At 63.5% G+C, this 13,200-nt stretch carries 14 protein-coding genes; 7 read left to right on the forward strand and 7 right to left on the reverse strand.

Going from position 1 to position 13,200, the window contains the following annotated elements; translation table 11 throughout:
- Window positions 1-17 precede the first annotated feature (17 nt).
- Complete coding sequence (locus LOY26_RS09700; RefSeq protein WP_186659737.1) at window positions 18-641, reverse strand: glutathione S-transferase family protein; 624 nt, start codon at window positions 639-641, stop codon at window positions 18-20.
- 201 nt (window positions 642-842) lie between these two features.
- Between LOY26_RS09700 and LOY26_RS09705 the strand changes: the two genes are divergently transcribed.
- Entirely contained in the window at window positions 843-1,577 is a 735-nt protein-coding gene (locus LOY26_RS09705) for a hypothetical protein (protein WP_258714643.1), read from the forward strand.
- A gap of 13 nt (window positions 1,578-1,590) precedes the next feature.
- Here the strand turns inward: LOY26_RS09705 and LOY26_RS09710 are convergent, their stop codons facing one another.
- Window positions 1,591-2,133 carry a WYL domain-containing protein gene (locus tag LOY26_RS09710; RefSeq protein WP_186659891.1) on the reverse strand — a complete coding sequence of 181 codons (543 nt, stop codon included), beginning with the start codon at window positions 2,131-2,133 and terminating at the stop codon, window positions 1,591-1,593.
- Between the two features lie 169 nt (window positions 2,134-2,302).
- On the opposite strand from LOY26_RS09710, the gene LOY26_RS09715 reads away from it, so the two are divergent.
- Window positions 2,303-2,548, forward strand: coding sequence for a type II toxin-antitoxin system Phd/YefM family antitoxin (locus tag LOY26_RS09715; RefSeq protein ID WP_186665620.1), 246 nt, complete (start codon window positions 2,303-2,305; stop codon window positions 2,546-2,548).
- Window positions 2,549-2,624: 76 nt separating this feature from the next.
- Here LOY26_RS09715 and LOY26_RS09720 read toward each other — a convergent pair whose 3' ends face one another.
- The gene (locus tag LOY26_RS09720; protein ID WP_258714644.1) at window positions 2,625-3,545 is read right to left on the reverse strand and encodes a LysR family transcriptional regulator; all 921 of its coding nucleotides are present in this window, start codon (window positions 3,543-3,545) and stop codon (window positions 2,625-2,627) included.
- 167 nt (window positions 3,546-3,712) lie between these two features.
- On the opposite strand from LOY26_RS09720, the gene LOY26_RS09725 reads away from it, so the two are divergent.
- The 3 genes from LOY26_RS09725 to LOY26_RS09735 are packed head-to-tail and all read left to right on the forward strand — an operon-like array spanning window position 3,713 to window position 7,311.
- Complete coding sequence (locus tag LOY26_RS09725; protein ID WP_186665604.1) at window positions 3,713-5,017, forward strand: MFS transporter; 1,305 nt, start codon at window positions 3,713-3,715, stop codon at window positions 5,015-5,017.
- A gap of 30 nt (window positions 5,018-5,047) precedes the next feature.
- Window positions 5,048-6,289: a Zn-dependent hydrolase gene (locus LOY26_RS09730; RefSeq protein ID WP_258714645.1), complete on the forward strand. Its 1,242-nt coding sequence runs from the start codon at window positions 5,048-5,050 to the stop codon at window positions 6,287-6,289.
- Window positions 6,289-7,311 carry a histone deacetylase family protein gene (locus tag LOY26_RS09735; RefSeq protein ID WP_258714646.1) on the forward strand — a complete coding sequence of 341 codons (1,023 nt, stop codon included), beginning with the start codon at window positions 6,289-6,291 and terminating at the stop codon, window positions 7,309-7,311. The genes LOY26_RS09730 and LOY26_RS09735 overlap by 1 nt, the downstream gene beginning before the upstream one ends.
- 319 nt (window positions 7,312-7,630) lie before the next feature.
- Here the strand turns inward: LOY26_RS09735 and LOY26_RS09740 are convergent, their stop codons facing one another.
- The gene (locus LOY26_RS09740) at window positions 7,631-9,055 is read right to left on the reverse strand and encodes a PLP-dependent aminotransferase family protein (RefSeq protein ID WP_186665598.1); all 1,425 of its coding nucleotides are present in this window, start codon (window positions 9,053-9,055) and stop codon (window positions 7,631-7,633) included.
- A gap of 326 nt (window positions 9,056-9,381) precedes the next feature.
- Between LOY26_RS09740 and LOY26_RS09745 the strand changes: the two genes are divergently transcribed.
- Window positions 9,382-10,791, forward strand: coding sequence for an amino acid permease (locus LOY26_RS09745; protein WP_027593792.1), 1,410 nt, complete (start codon window positions 9,382-9,384; stop codon window positions 10,789-10,791).
- A gap of 3 nt (window positions 10,792-10,794) precedes the next feature.
- Here the strand turns inward: LOY26_RS09745 and LOY26_RS09750 are convergent, their stop codons facing one another.
- On the reverse strand, window positions 10,795-10,986 hold the full coding sequence (locus LOY26_RS09750) for a hypothetical protein (protein WP_258714896.1): 192 nt from the start codon (window positions 10,984-10,986) through the stop codon (window positions 10,795-10,797).
- 107 nt (window positions 10,987-11,093) lie between these two features.
- Between LOY26_RS09750 and tam the strand changes: the two genes are divergently transcribed.
- Window positions 11,094-11,870 (forward strand): trans-aconitate 2-methyltransferase, encoded by a 777-nt coding sequence (gene tam, locus LOY26_RS09755; RefSeq protein ID WP_033697108.1) that lies wholly within the window; start codon window positions 11,094-11,096, stop codon window positions 11,868-11,870.
- Here the strand turns inward: tam and LOY26_RS09760 are convergent.
- Complete coding sequence (locus LOY26_RS09760; RefSeq protein ID WP_258714647.1) at window positions 11,860-12,231, reverse strand: DUF2784 domain-containing protein; 372 nt, start codon at window positions 12,229-12,231, stop codon at window positions 11,860-11,862. The two genes, tam and LOY26_RS09760, sit on opposite strands and share 11 nt — an antisense overlap.
- A gap of 63 nt (window positions 12,232-12,294) precedes the next feature.
- Window positions 12,295-13,164, reverse strand: a complete 870-nt coding sequence (locus tag LOY26_RS09765; RefSeq protein WP_033697112.1) for a LysR substrate-binding domain-containing protein — start codon at window positions 13,162-13,164, stop codon at window positions 12,295-12,297.
- Window positions 13,165-13,200: the final 36 nt, after the last annotated feature.

Raw genomic sequence — 13,200 nt, forward strand, 5'->3', positions numbered from 1 at the left:
GCGTTGAAGGCCTGTGCTTAGGGCGTGCCGTTTCTGCCATGCAGGCAAAACGCGCGGCGCTGGCTCAGCCGCTCGTAGTAGGCCCTGACTGCCGGCAGGTGAGGGTGCTCGAACGGGGTCTCGAACCAGCGGTTGACCGACAGGCCAATAGGGATGTCGGCCAGCGTGAACCGGCTACCGGCCACATAAGCGCCGGTGGCGGCGAGCTGGCGCTCCAGAATCTGCATGTGGCGGCCCCATTCTGCGCAACCGGCGGCCAGTGCTTGAGGGTCCTGGTGTGCAGGGGAGTGCCTGACCAGCGACATGAACGCGTAGCTCCACGACCGGTTGAGGTCCGATGCTTGCCAGTCGATCCATTGATCGATGCGCGCCCGCGCTTGTGCCTCGGCCGGGTAGGTGGCGCCCTGGTCATGGCGCGTTGCCAGGTAGCGGATGATGGTGTTGGATTCCCACAGGGTGAAATCGCCGTCCTGGATCACCGGGATCATGGCGTTGGGGTTCAGTGCCAGAAATGCGGGCGTGTTGGTGGGTTGGAAGCCCGAACCCCAGTCTTCCCGCTCGAAGGGGATATCGAACTCGGCACAGGCCCAAAGGACTTTTCGCACATTGATGGAAGAAGCTCTGCCCAGTATCCGTAACATGGTTTGCGTCCTTGTCTGTGGAAGCCTGATCCTCGTTCACGGCATGACCACGGTCAAGGACAAAGCGAATACTGTGATCAGGCCTATGCTGGTAGCGTCACTGCCCGTACTACTGGGGCGTTGAATGCTTGCCTGGGCGCCACGAAATTGGCACCCTTGGGCCGTTTGAATCGTCAGTACCACGACAGAAGGAAGTTTGTGTTGAGCTGGGACAAAGTCGGGAAATGCCTCGTAGCGCTGCTGATGGGCCTGATGGTCATACTGGTGGCCTATGTGGTGATCAAAGGCCGCCCTCGCCTGGAAGCCTCCCTGACCTATGCCTATCTCACCTACCCGAGCCAGTTCAGCGAGCGGATCAGCAAGGCCAGCGAGCTGCTGAAGTACGAGCAGTTGCAAGGGCGCATCAACCGTATCGGCCAGGGCGAGTTGAGCCATGAGCAGGTCGACCGGTTGATCGAACTGGCCCAGGCGCCTTATGCCCAACTGTTCGCCAAGCCGTTCGAGGCGGGGTTGGTGGACCACCGCACCGGTCTGCTCATCGACCTGCGCAACACGGGTGATGCGCCGGTGCGCCAGGTAACCATCCGCCTGCCGGCCAAGGGCCTGGTGCAAGTGCGCGATGCCGCGGGTAACGACACCATCATCGAGGCCGCCACGCCCGTGGTCGAAATACCGGCCATTGAGCCGGGTGGCGCTTGCAAGGTGTGGGTGTACTTCGATGCGGACTACTCGCAGATCCGCCAGGGCGGCGTCAGCATCCGTCACGCCGACGGCGTGGCCGATGTGCAGGTGTACCGCGAGTTCAGCGGTTTTCCCGCGCTGGTGGCGCGCTACAGCCGTGAGCTGATGGTGCTGTTGGTGGTGCTGGGGTTCGGCGTGCTGGCGTTGGCCTACGCTTGCCTGTCACGCCGCCGCATGCCGGTGTTGCCGTCCTGACGTACGTGCCCAATCACTGACAGTCATCGTGCAGCGCCAGGCTCTGGCGCATTTGTTCCAGCAAGGCCTCGCGCAGCGCTTGCGGGGCCTGCACGCGTATCGACCCCGCCTGTGAAAGCAACCAGCCCATCAACGCCCGGCCGTCGTCGACGGTCGCTTGCAGCGAGGCGCCGCCGTCCTGCTGCGGGGTGAGTTGCATGTCTGTGGACAGCGGCTGGTGTTCAAGACGACGGGCAAGTGCATCGTCGACCCAGGCACGTAGCACGACCTGGCGTACCGGGCTGAGGGCATCCGGTTGCAGGTGCCGCGCCTCGCCCAGGCTCAAGCCAGGTTGCCAGTACCAGCCGTAGGGCATGCCTTTGCTGTTGCAATGCAGTGGGAACAGCGCCGACAGCTCGACCAGGTCGCGCTCGACGGTGCGCTTGCTGGTGCTGTGGCCCACGGATGACAGAGCAGCCTGCAACTGCGTGGAGCTCATGCCGGGGTGGCGGCCTGGCAGTAGCTTGAGCAACTGCCACTGGCGGGCGATGGTGTGGCGGGTAGGGTGGCTGGGCAAAGGAGGCTCGTCCATGAATGCCAGGCGCTTGGCGCTCCTGGGTGGTGGCATTTGGCTATCTCGCAGAGCATACCTCGCCAGAGGATGGGATCCAAACTTTTAGCAGGCCATGGCATGTCATTGCCCGAGGCATTGACCAAAATATAGGTCTTAATTGAGGTCGATAAATATGCAGAATATCTTCGCCGATGTAGCGGTAAGCGTGTCGGAACTGAAAAAGAATCCAACTGCGGCCATGTCCGGTGCCGCAGGGATGCCCATCGCCGTGCTCAATCACAATCGGGTGATGGGGTACATGGTGCCGGCTGAGCTTTATGAAGCCATGATGGAGCGGCTCGAAGATATCGAGCTAAGCGAACTGGCAAAGTCTCGACGAGGTGAAAAAGGCGTATCGGTGTCTTTGGATGAGCTATAAGTCATCCAAAAAGCGGTAGAGGAAGGTTCGTCGCAAGCACAGCTTCATAGTGCGCGGATGATCAACCAACCCAAATCTACAGATGCCCTATCTCCAAACACTGTTGCAACGCCTGGATAAACACCTCTTCCGCCCGACTCAGCCGCTGCTCCCTGTTCCACAACAGGTGTATATCCACATCCGCGATCCCCTCCTGCGGCGGCAGCTTCCATAACAGCCCGGCGGCCACATCCGGCGCCACCACATGTTCTGGCAGGCAGCCGATGCCGAACCCAGCAATCACCAGGCGGCGCACCTCTTCAAGGCTGGGCGAGGACGCCACGATGCGTCCGGAAAACCCTTGCTGGTCACGGAAGATGGTCAGCGGCGAGAGCATCCCGCCAATCTGGTCGCTGGTAAAACTGACGAAGTTCTCACGCTGCAGGTCGCCCTCAAGCTGGCCGAACAAGGCATGGTGCTTGCCGCAGAAAAACGCATAGCGCTGGCGCAGAAACAGCCGCTGCTCCAGCCGCGGTTGAGGCCTTCGGTTGAGGCTCAGGCCTGCCGTGGCGGTCTTTTCCTGCAGGGCGGCGACGATGTCGGAGCTGCGCATCACGTCGATTTCCAGCTCTACCCGGGGGTGCTGGCGGTGGAAGTCGGCGAGAAAGTCGTCAAAGCGTTCGCTGACGATGCGGCTGATGATCAGCAGGCGCACTTTGCCCACCAGTTCGTCAGCCGGTTGCTCCAGCAGCCCGCCGATCTGCGACATCTGCCCGTACACCTCGCCAGCCAGCAAGAACAACTGCTCGCCCATTTCGGTCAGCACGAAGCGCGGCCCGCGGCGGGCGATGAGTTGCCGGCCAAGCTGCTCCTCCAGGCGTTTGAGCGCCTGACTCACCGCCGGCTGGGTAAGGTGCAGGCGGGCGGCGGCGCGGCTGATGGACAGCTCCTGGCCGATGACCCGGAAGGTGCGCAGCAGGTTCCAGTCGAGGCGGTCGTTGAGCAGGCGGTCAGACATGGTCGGGCTCGAATGATAAGCGTGGCTAATAGTGCGAATAATAAATAGAAAATTGACTAATCATAGCCCTGGGACGATAAATCGCAGCCATGCATCGACCAGGCGCCACCAGAGCGCCCCGTGATTTCCGATAACTCCTGCCAGAAAAACAAGCAAAGGAGCCCAGCATGAAGCCCACCGCTTCGCCCCAGCCGCGCCGTGCCGCCGCCGCCGCGTTCATCGGCACCATGATCGAGTGGTACGACTTCTACATCTACGCCACCGCCGCTGCACTGGTGTTCGGTGCGTTGTTCTTCCCCTCCGACGACAGCCTGTTCAGCACCATGGCCGCCTTTGGCACCTTTGCCGTCGGTTTCTTTGCCCGCCCGCTGGGCGGCGTCATCTTCGGCCATGTGGGCGACCGCATCGGGCGCAAGAAGTCGCTGGTCATCACCTTGCTGATGATGGGCATCGTCACCGTGTGCATCGGCCTGCTGCCGACCTACGCGCAGATCGGCGCCACCGCGCCGGTGCTGCTGATTGTGCTGCGTATCGTCCAGGGCATCGCCGTGGGCGGGGAGTGGGGCGGGGCGGTGCTGATGGCGGGTGAGCACGCGCCCAAGGGCCGACGCAACTTCTTTGCCTCGTTTGCCCAGTTGGGTAGCCCGGCGGGCCTGATCCTCTCGCTGCTAGCCTTCGGCGCCGTAACCCGGCTGCCGGAAGACCAGCTGATGAGCTGGGGCTGGCGTGTGCCGTTCCTGGCCAGCGCACTGTTGCTGCTGGTGGGCCTGGCCATCCGCCTCGGGGTCAACGAATCGCCGGAATTCATCGCCAGCCGCGAGCAGGCCGAAAAGGCCCACCGCAAGGAGCAGGCGCCGGTGTTCGAAGTGCTGCGCACCGCCTGGCGCCCGCTGCTGCTGTGCATCGGTGCCAATACCCTGGGCATTGCCGGGGTCTACTTCACCAACACCTTCATGATCAGCTACACCACCCAACAGTTGCACCTGGATCGCTCGCTGATCCTTGAATGCCTGTTCTTCGTGGCGGTCATCCAGTTTTGCCTGCAACCGCTGGCCGCCTGGTTGTCCGAGAAAGTCGGCGCTACCCGCTTCCTGGCCCTGGTCGCACTGCTGGCGATGGCCTCGCCGTATCCGATGTTCGTGCTGGTCAGCTCGGGCCAGGGCCCGTTGATCGTGCTTGGCATCGCCCTGGCGGCGGCCTGCATGGCGTCGTTCTATGCGGTGATCGCCGGTTACGTCAGCGGCATGTTCGCAACCCGCGTGCGCTACACCGCGATCTCCCTGGCCTACCAGATCTGCGGTGCAATTGCCGGGGGCCTGACGCCGCTGATCGGCACCTGGCTGGCCCACACCTTCAGCGGCCAGTGGTGGCCGATGGCGGTGTTCTACACCTTGATCGCCTCCATTTCGCTGCTCTGCGTGCTGGCCTTGGCGCGCCAATACACCCGTAGTCAGCAGCTGGAAATGGCCTGATCCACCCGATTCGATCTGGAGTACCTGTACATGTTGAAAAGCAATGGCGAACGCCTGTGGGCGAGCCTGATGGCCATGGCCGAAGTCGGTGCCACGGCCCGTGGCGGCAGCTGCCGTCTGGCCCTGAGCGATGAAGACAAGGCCGGCCGAGAACTGTTCAGCCACTGGTGCCGCGAGGCCGGCCTGACCCTGTCGGTGGATGCCATCGGCAACCTGTTCGCCCGCCGCGCAGGCACCGATGCGCAGGCTGCACCGGTGATGATGGGCAGCCACCTCGACACCCAGCCCGAAGGCGGCCGTTTCGATGGTGTGTACGGTGTGCTGGCGGGCCTTGAGGTGGTACGCCGGCTCAACGACCTCGGCATCCGCACTCGCAAGCCGCTGGAGATTGCCGTGTGGACCAACGAGGAAGGCGCACGCTTCACGCCGGCCATGTTCGGCTCGGCAGTGTTCACCGGTACCCTTGACCTGCAGCAGGCGCTGGCGATTCGCGATGCTGCGGGCATCAGCGTCGCCGATGAGCTGCAACGCACGGGGTATGCCGGCCAGCGCCCCTTGGGCGGCAAGGTCGATGCTTATTTTGAAGCGCATATCGAGCAAGGCCCGATCCTTGAAGACAACGCCAAATGCATTGGTGTGGTCAGTGGTGGCCAGGCGATTCGCTGGCTCGACGTGACGGTCGAAGGCATGGCCGCCCACGCCGGCACCACGCCGATGCCGCTGCGCAAGGACGCCCTGTACGGCGCGGCACGAATGATCCAGGCGGTGGAGCAACTGGCCGCCGATTTCGCCCCCGAAGGCCTGACCACGGTGGGCGAGCTGTCGATTGCCAAGTCTTCGCGCAACACCATCCCAGGTGTACTGCGCTTCACCGTCGACTTGCGCCACCACCGTGACCAGGCCATTGAGGCGATGGAGCAAGAGCTTGGTCTGAAACTGCAGGCCATCGCCGCGCAGCGTGGCCTGCAGGTACGCATCGAGCGCCATTGGATGAGCCCTTCGACGCCCTTCGACGCCGCTTGTGTGGCCGCCGTGCAACAGGCCGTGGACGGCCTGGGCTATGCCCAGCAGGCGATTGTCAGTGGCGCTGGCCACGACGCTATTCTGCTCGCCCGTTACTGCCCGACAGCCATGGTGTTCATCCCCTGCGTCGGTGGCCTGAGCCACAACGAGGCTGAAGACGTGCTGCCCGACGATGCCCGCCAGGGCGCCGATGTACTGCTCAACGCCGTGCTGGCCCGTGCCGGCCGGGTCGAACAAGGAGAAGCCTGATGCGTTGCTACTTTCACCCCGAACAGTTGCTGCACCACCCGCGCAGCTACTACTCGCGCGGCGCCATGCGTACCCCGCAGGAAGTCCCTGAGCGTGCCCAGCGCCTGTTGCAGGCGGCCAAGGACCTTGGCTTCGACATTCGTCAGCCCGAAGATGCCGGCCTGGGCCCGCTCAAGGCGGTACACGGTGAGGCCTATCTAACGTTCCTCGAAGAGGCCCATGCACGCTGGAAGGAGGTGCCCGAGGAGTGGGGCGACGAGGTCATGTCCAACATTTTCGTGCGCGAGCCCAATGCCCTGCGCGGCATTCTCGCCCAGGCTGGCCGCTACCTGGCCGACGGCAGTTGCCCCGTGGGTGAGAACACCTGGCGCTCGGCCTACTGGTCGGCGCAAAGCGCAGTGGCCGCCGCCAAGGCCATTCTCGGGGGTGAGCCTGCGGCCTATGCGCTATGCCGCCCACCGGGGCACCATGCGCGTTTCGATGCGGCTGGCGGCTTCTGCTACCTGAACAACGCCGCCGTCGCGGCCCAGGCCTTGCGCAGCCGTTATCGCCGCGTGGCGGTCCTCGATACCGACATGCACCATGGGCAGGGGATTCAAGAGATTTTCTACGACCGTAATGATGTGCTGTATGTGTCGGTGCACGGTGATCCGACCAACTTCTACCCGGGGGTGGCCGGGTTCGCGGACGAGCGCGGCGAGGGTGTGGGGGAGGGCTACAACCTCAACCTGCCGATGGCGCACGGGGCCAGTGAGGCGGATTTCATGAATCAGCTTGAGATTGCGCTGAGTGCGGTGAAGGACTTTGGTGCCGAGGTGCTGGTGTTGTCGCTGGGGTTCGATATCTACGAATTGGACCCGCAGAGCAAGGTGGCGGTGACCACCGACGGGTTTGCGGCATTGGGTGAGCGGGTTCGGGCGCTGCGCTTGCCGTGTGTGATAGTGCAGGAGGGGGGGTATCACCTGGAGAGTTTGGAGGCGAATGCGCAGGCGTTTTTTGGGGATAGGGTGGATTGGCGTTAGGGGTTGGGTGGGTGTCAGGGCTGCCAGGTGTTCGCCACGGCAAATTCAGCGCCTGGGAGATCGAGCGCCGCCCGCGCGGCGCATCGCGAGCTGCGCTCGCTCCTACGTTTGTTGCGGGCCAGTTTTTCCTGTGAGATTTGCGCGCGAACGCCTTGACGCATGGCTCGATATCGCCTTGTACAAACAAGGCGGTCGCGCGCGCCTGTTACAGGCATGACTGGCACGAAACCAACGTAGGAGCGAGCGCAGCTCGCGATGCGCCGCGCGGGGGGGCTCGATCTTCCAGGCGCTGCAAATGCCATGGCAAGCCCTAAACCCACTAAACCCCACCCCGCCGCACATGCTTCACCAGCACCTTCTCCAACAGCTCCCACATCGCAGGGTCGGTACTGAACGCCACATTGAACCGCATCCACCCCGTCGCCTTGGCATCCACCATGAACAACTGCCCAGGCCCAAGCATGATCCCTTGCTCCAGCGCATCGTCCAGCAACGCCGCGCTATCCGGAATCGCCGGATGCCGGGTCCAGATGTACATCCCTTCGTCCGACTCGGTAAACAACTCGAAACCCAGCCGATGCAAGTGCCGGCCCACTTCCTGGTGCGCCTCGGCCAAACGCTGGCGCAGGCGTTTGAGGTGCTTGCGCCAGCGCCCGTCGATGATCGCGGCATACACCACGCGCTCCATCACCTGCGAGGTGGTGAGGCCCGAGCGCATTTTCAGGTGTACCAGTTTCTGCATCAGCTCCGGGTTGGCCATCATGTAGCCAACCCGCACGTTGGGCGAAATGCTCTTCGAGTAACTGCCCACGTACACCACCTGCTGCAGGTGGTCGAGGCTGGCCAGGCATGGCTGCGGCTCGGCGACCATGTCGGCGTACAGGTTGTTCTCCACCAGGCGGAAGCCATGCTGGCTGGCCAGTTGCAGCAAACGGTGCAGCTGCGGCAGCGGGGTGCGTGAGCAGGTCGGGCTGTGCAGGTGCGGCTGGGTGAAGAAGGCCGTCGGGCGGTGGTGCGCCAGCAGTTGCTCCAGCTGGTTGAGGTCGTAGCCGTTGGGTGTGCGCGGTACGCCGACCAGCGTCGCGCCCTGGGTGCGCAGGATGCTCATCAGGTTGGGGTAGCCGGGGTCGTCCACCAGCACCACGTCACCTGGGCGTACCAGGGTGCGCGCGGCCAGGTCCAGGGCTTGGCTGGCGCCGTGGGTGAGCATCAGTTGCGCCGGGTTGGCGACAATCGACAGCTCCTGCTGCAGGTTCTGCGCGGTCAGCGCACGCAGTTCCGCCAGGCCCATGGGGTCGCCATAGCCAGACAGCTCCAGCGGGCTCCCGGCGACCTGGCGCAAACCGCGGCGCAGGCCGTCTTCGTACATCCAGTCATTGGGCAACCAGCCGCAGCCGGGCTTGAACGGCAGTTGGCGGATCTCGAAGATCTGCTGCAGGTACCATTCAGAGTTGAACGTTGGTCGACTGGTGTCGGCCTCGGCATTGTGTTTTTCCAGCAACTCGCCGGCCGCGCGATTGATGAAAAACCCCGCGTTACCCCGGCTTACCAGCAGGCCCTGGGCGACCAGACGATCATAAGCCTCGACCACGGTAAAGGTACTCACCGAGTAAGTCGCGGCAAAGGCGCGGATAGACGGGACCTTGGCCCCAGGCTTGAGCGTCTGGTTGTCGATCAGCTCGCGCAGTCCATCGATGATCTGATTGACCAGCGGGGTTGGGGAGTCTGGGTGTAATTCGAACATTCGGGGGCCTTCAGGGTGCTTGGCGCCAGGCGCCTGCAAGGTGTATTGCATGGGCGGCCTGTACAGTGCAGTGCGAGATTCATGCCACTGTGCATGGCTCTCTGCGTCGGACATTTTTACATTAGGTGTCGGATATCGCCACATAAAGCATGTTCAGTTCGCTCGAAGGGCAAACCTTCGGGCGCGTCAGCAGGCCGCCATGGATGGCCTGCGTGTGTTTGTTCACACCATCCTGCCCGCATTAGCACTGATGTACAGGTGAGGCCGCTAGCCATCGGGGCCTCACAGTTTTCCTTGGATAAAAAGAAGCACGGGGTACACAACTGATGGACGCAACATCCACAACCACCACCGCGAAAGGCGGGCACGAGAGCAAGCTCAGTGCCTCCCTCAAGTCGCGCCACCTGACGATGATGTCGATCGCCGGGGTTATCGGCGGCGCCTTGTTCGTCGGTTCCGGCAGCGTGATCCACAGCGCCGGCCCGGCCGCTGTCCTGGCCTACCTGGCAGGCGGCATCCTAGTGGTGCTGATCATGCGCATGCTCGGCGAAATGGCGACGTCCTCGCCTGACACCGGCTCGTTCTCCACCTACGCCGACCGCGCCATTGGCCGCTGGGCCGGTTTCACCATCGGTTGGCTGTACTGGTGGTACTGGGTAATCCTCATGGCGTGGGAAGCCTACGTGGCGGGCAAGATCCTGCACGGCTTCTTCCCTGACGTCAGTGTCAACGTGTTCGTGCTGGCCACGACCCTGCTGCTGATCACCGTCAACTTCTTCAACGTCAAGCACTACGGTGAGTTCGAGTTCTGGTTCGCCTTGATCAAGGTGATTGCCATCGTCTGCTTCCTGGTGGTGTGCACCGCCGCCGTGATGAACGTCTGGCAGTTCGGCGAAGTGCGCGGCATCAGCCATCTGACCGCAGAAGGCTTCATGCCCAACGGCATCACCACGGTGATTGGTGCCTTGCTTGGGGTGATGTTCGCCTTCCTCGGCGCCGAGATCGTGACCATTGCGGCATCCGAAGCCAAGGACCCGGCAGCCCAGATCGTCAAGGCCACCAACTCGGTGGTATGGCGTGTGTGCCTGTTCTACGTAGGCTCGATCTTCCTGATCGTCTGCCTGGTACCGTGGAACGACCCGCACCTTGGCGTCTCGGGCTATGGCGCCTACCGCCGTACCCTGGAGCTGCTGGGCGTGCCGTATGCCGAGTTGCTGATGAACTTCGTGGTCCTGACCTCGGTCAGCAGCTGCCTGATCTCCGGTCACTACACCGCGTCGCGCATGCTGTTCTCGCTGTCCCAGCGTGGCGATGCGCCGTCGTTCTTCAAGATCACCCGCGCCGGCACCGGCGTACCGGTGTACGCGATCATGGGTTCGTGCGCCGTGGCGGTAGTCTGTGCGCTGATCAACTTCAGCGAGACCCTGCGCCCGAAAGACGTGCTGGACACCCTGATGAACACCACCGGCATGATCGCGTTGCTGGTGTACCTGGTGATCGCCTTCTCGCAACTGCGCATGCGCCGCAAGCTGATCGCCGAAGGCAAGGAAGTCCGCCTGAAGATGTGGCTGTTCCCGTGGCTGACCTACCTGGTGATCGCGTTCATCGTGGCCGCCCTGGTGACCATGGCGTTCATGCCTGACTACCAGATCCTGGTGATTTCCACCGGCATCGCTGCGGCGGTCGTGGTGGCCATGGGCGTCGTGCATCAGATCCGCAGCGCCAAGCGCCACTAAGCCTTAGTCGCTGTTCGAAACGGCCGGCTCCCTTGGGGACCCGGCCGTTTTTGCATTCAGGGCCTGGCTTTCTTCACTCGCATGCCGGTCAGGCATGTGGAAGCGCTGGTTCATCCAGGGTGAACCGAGCAGGGCGGCGGCAGCGATCAGGGTCAGGATGGCCAGGGCCAGGTATGTTTTCATAGGCATGCGCATGTAAGGACTGACTTCAAGCATAGGCAGTCAGTTCCGGCCTGCGAGGAACCCCTAACAGGCAGCACATGGCTTATGCTCAGCGCATTGCCCGCCCAAAGGAGCCGCACATGGCCTGGTCCGCCACCCAGTATTCCCTCTTCGAAAATGAGCGCACCCGCGCCGTACGCGACCTGCTGACCGCCGTGCCGCCACACCCGGTGCGTCATGCCACGGACCTGGGCTGCGGCCCGGGCAACTCCACCGAAGTGCTGCTGCAGCGTTACCCCGATGCCCAGGTAATGGCGCTGGACAGCGACCCCGACATGATCGACAAGGCCCGTGAGCGCAAACGGTTGTGTGTGCCCCGGGTACGCTGCGCCATTGCCGACATTGGCAAATGGACCGCGCCGCAAGCACAGGACCTGATCCTGGCCAATGCCTCGCTGCAATGGGTGCCCAACCATGCTTCGCTGTACCCGCACCTGGTCAGCCAGTTGAGCGAGGGCGGCAGCCTGGCGGTACAGACCCCGGACAACCTCGACGAGCCGGCGCACCGGCAATTGCGCGAGATCGCCAGCCAAGGCCCGTGGGCCGCCAAGTTTGCCGACTACCAACTGCCGCCCAGGCACAATGCGGCGTTCTATTACGACTTGCTCAGCCCACTGTGCACGCGGGTGGATGTGTGGCGTACCACTTACCATCACCCCTTGGAGGGTGGCGCCGAAGCCGTGGTGGAGTGGTTCAAGGGCTCGGCGTTGCGGCCTTACCTGGCCAGGCTGGACGAGCACGAGCAGGCAGGCTTTCTGCAGATGTACCTGCAGGCGATGCAGCGCGACTACCCGCCGTCCACCGACGGCAAGGTTTTGCTGCCGTTCCCGCGGTTGTTCGTGATCGCTACCCGGTAGGGCGGCGCCAGCGCCAAAGCACGTAACCGTAAATGCCGACATTGAGCAGCAACACCACGCTGCCCAGCAGCACCTGGGTCTGTGGTGTCAGGCCGGCGGGGTAGATGAGCGGCCAGATGTAATGCTCGACGAAGCCGCCCTGGTAGCCCGCATCGCCAGCGGCGCTGCGCATGCGGTTTTCCCAGCTGGTCAGCGGGCAACCCAGGTGCAGGTATTCCACCGCCAGGCCCCAGGCCAGGGCTGGAAGGTGCACCAGCAGGGCAGGGCGCCAACGCAGCACCAGCAGGCCGCCGAACAGCACCAGCAGGATGAAGGCCAGGTGCAGCAGCACCAGCGTGTCGGCGGTCAGGCGAAAGAGCATTGGCAGTTATCCAGGCGGTAGGGTGACGCGAGCTTTGCGTTAGCGGGAAGCTATGGGGCGGATTTACAACCCTTCCTGCACCATTTGCAAGAACGTCGCCACCACCCGCCGTGTACGCTGCTCGCTCAGGCACACCAGCGTCTCGGTCAAGTGCCGCTGGCAATCGACGATCGGCAACGCACACACCCGCGCATCGGCGCCAAACTCCGCCGCCGACACCACCCCCACGCCAATCCCCACCACCACCGCTTCACGTGCCGCTTCGCGGCCCTCTACCTGGATCGCCGGCCGAATCCGCAAGCCGGCCCGCTGCATCTCTTCCTCCAGCGTCTGTCGCGTTACCGACCCAGGCTCGCGCAGCACCAGCGGTGTGTCATCCAGGTCCGCCAGGCTGATCGAACCGCGGCTGGCCCACGGGTGATGATGGGAAACGAACGCCACCATCGGGTCGCGGCGCAGTGGCAGGCAATGCAGGCGCTCATCGTCGACATCCCGCCCCAGCAGTGCCAGGTCGGCCTGGTAGCTGAACAGCCGGGCCAGCGACTCATCGGTGTTGCCGGTCTCGATCTTCACCTGGATACCCGGGTAGCGCTGGCAGAACCGGGCGATCTGCGGCAGCACATGCACCGGTGCATCCACCGCCAGCACCAGGCTGCCGGTGTGCAGGGCGCGCGAGTCCTGCAGCAGCTCAAGGGCTTCGGCTTCGCAGGCGAACAGGCGTTGGCTGATGCCCAGCAGGCGCTCGCCCAGGTCGGTCAGTTGCACCGAGCGCTTGTTGCGGTGGAACAGCAGCACGCCGAAGCGCTCTTCGAGCTTGCGCACCTGGTCGGAGACTGCCGGCTGGGTAAGAAACAGCTTTTGCGCCGCCCGGGTGAAGCTGCCGTGCACCGCCACGGCGTGGAAGGCCTTGAGTTGAGCGTGTGAGACCGACATGACGACTCCAGTAACAAGCTGAGCTTATGTGTGAAA

The organism is Pseudomonas sp. B21-047, assembly GCF_024748775.1.
In the GTDB taxonomy this organism is placed as follows: domain Bacteria; phylum Pseudomonadota; class Gammaproteobacteria; order Pseudomonadales; family Pseudomonadaceae; genus Aquipseudomonas; species Aquipseudomonas capeferrum.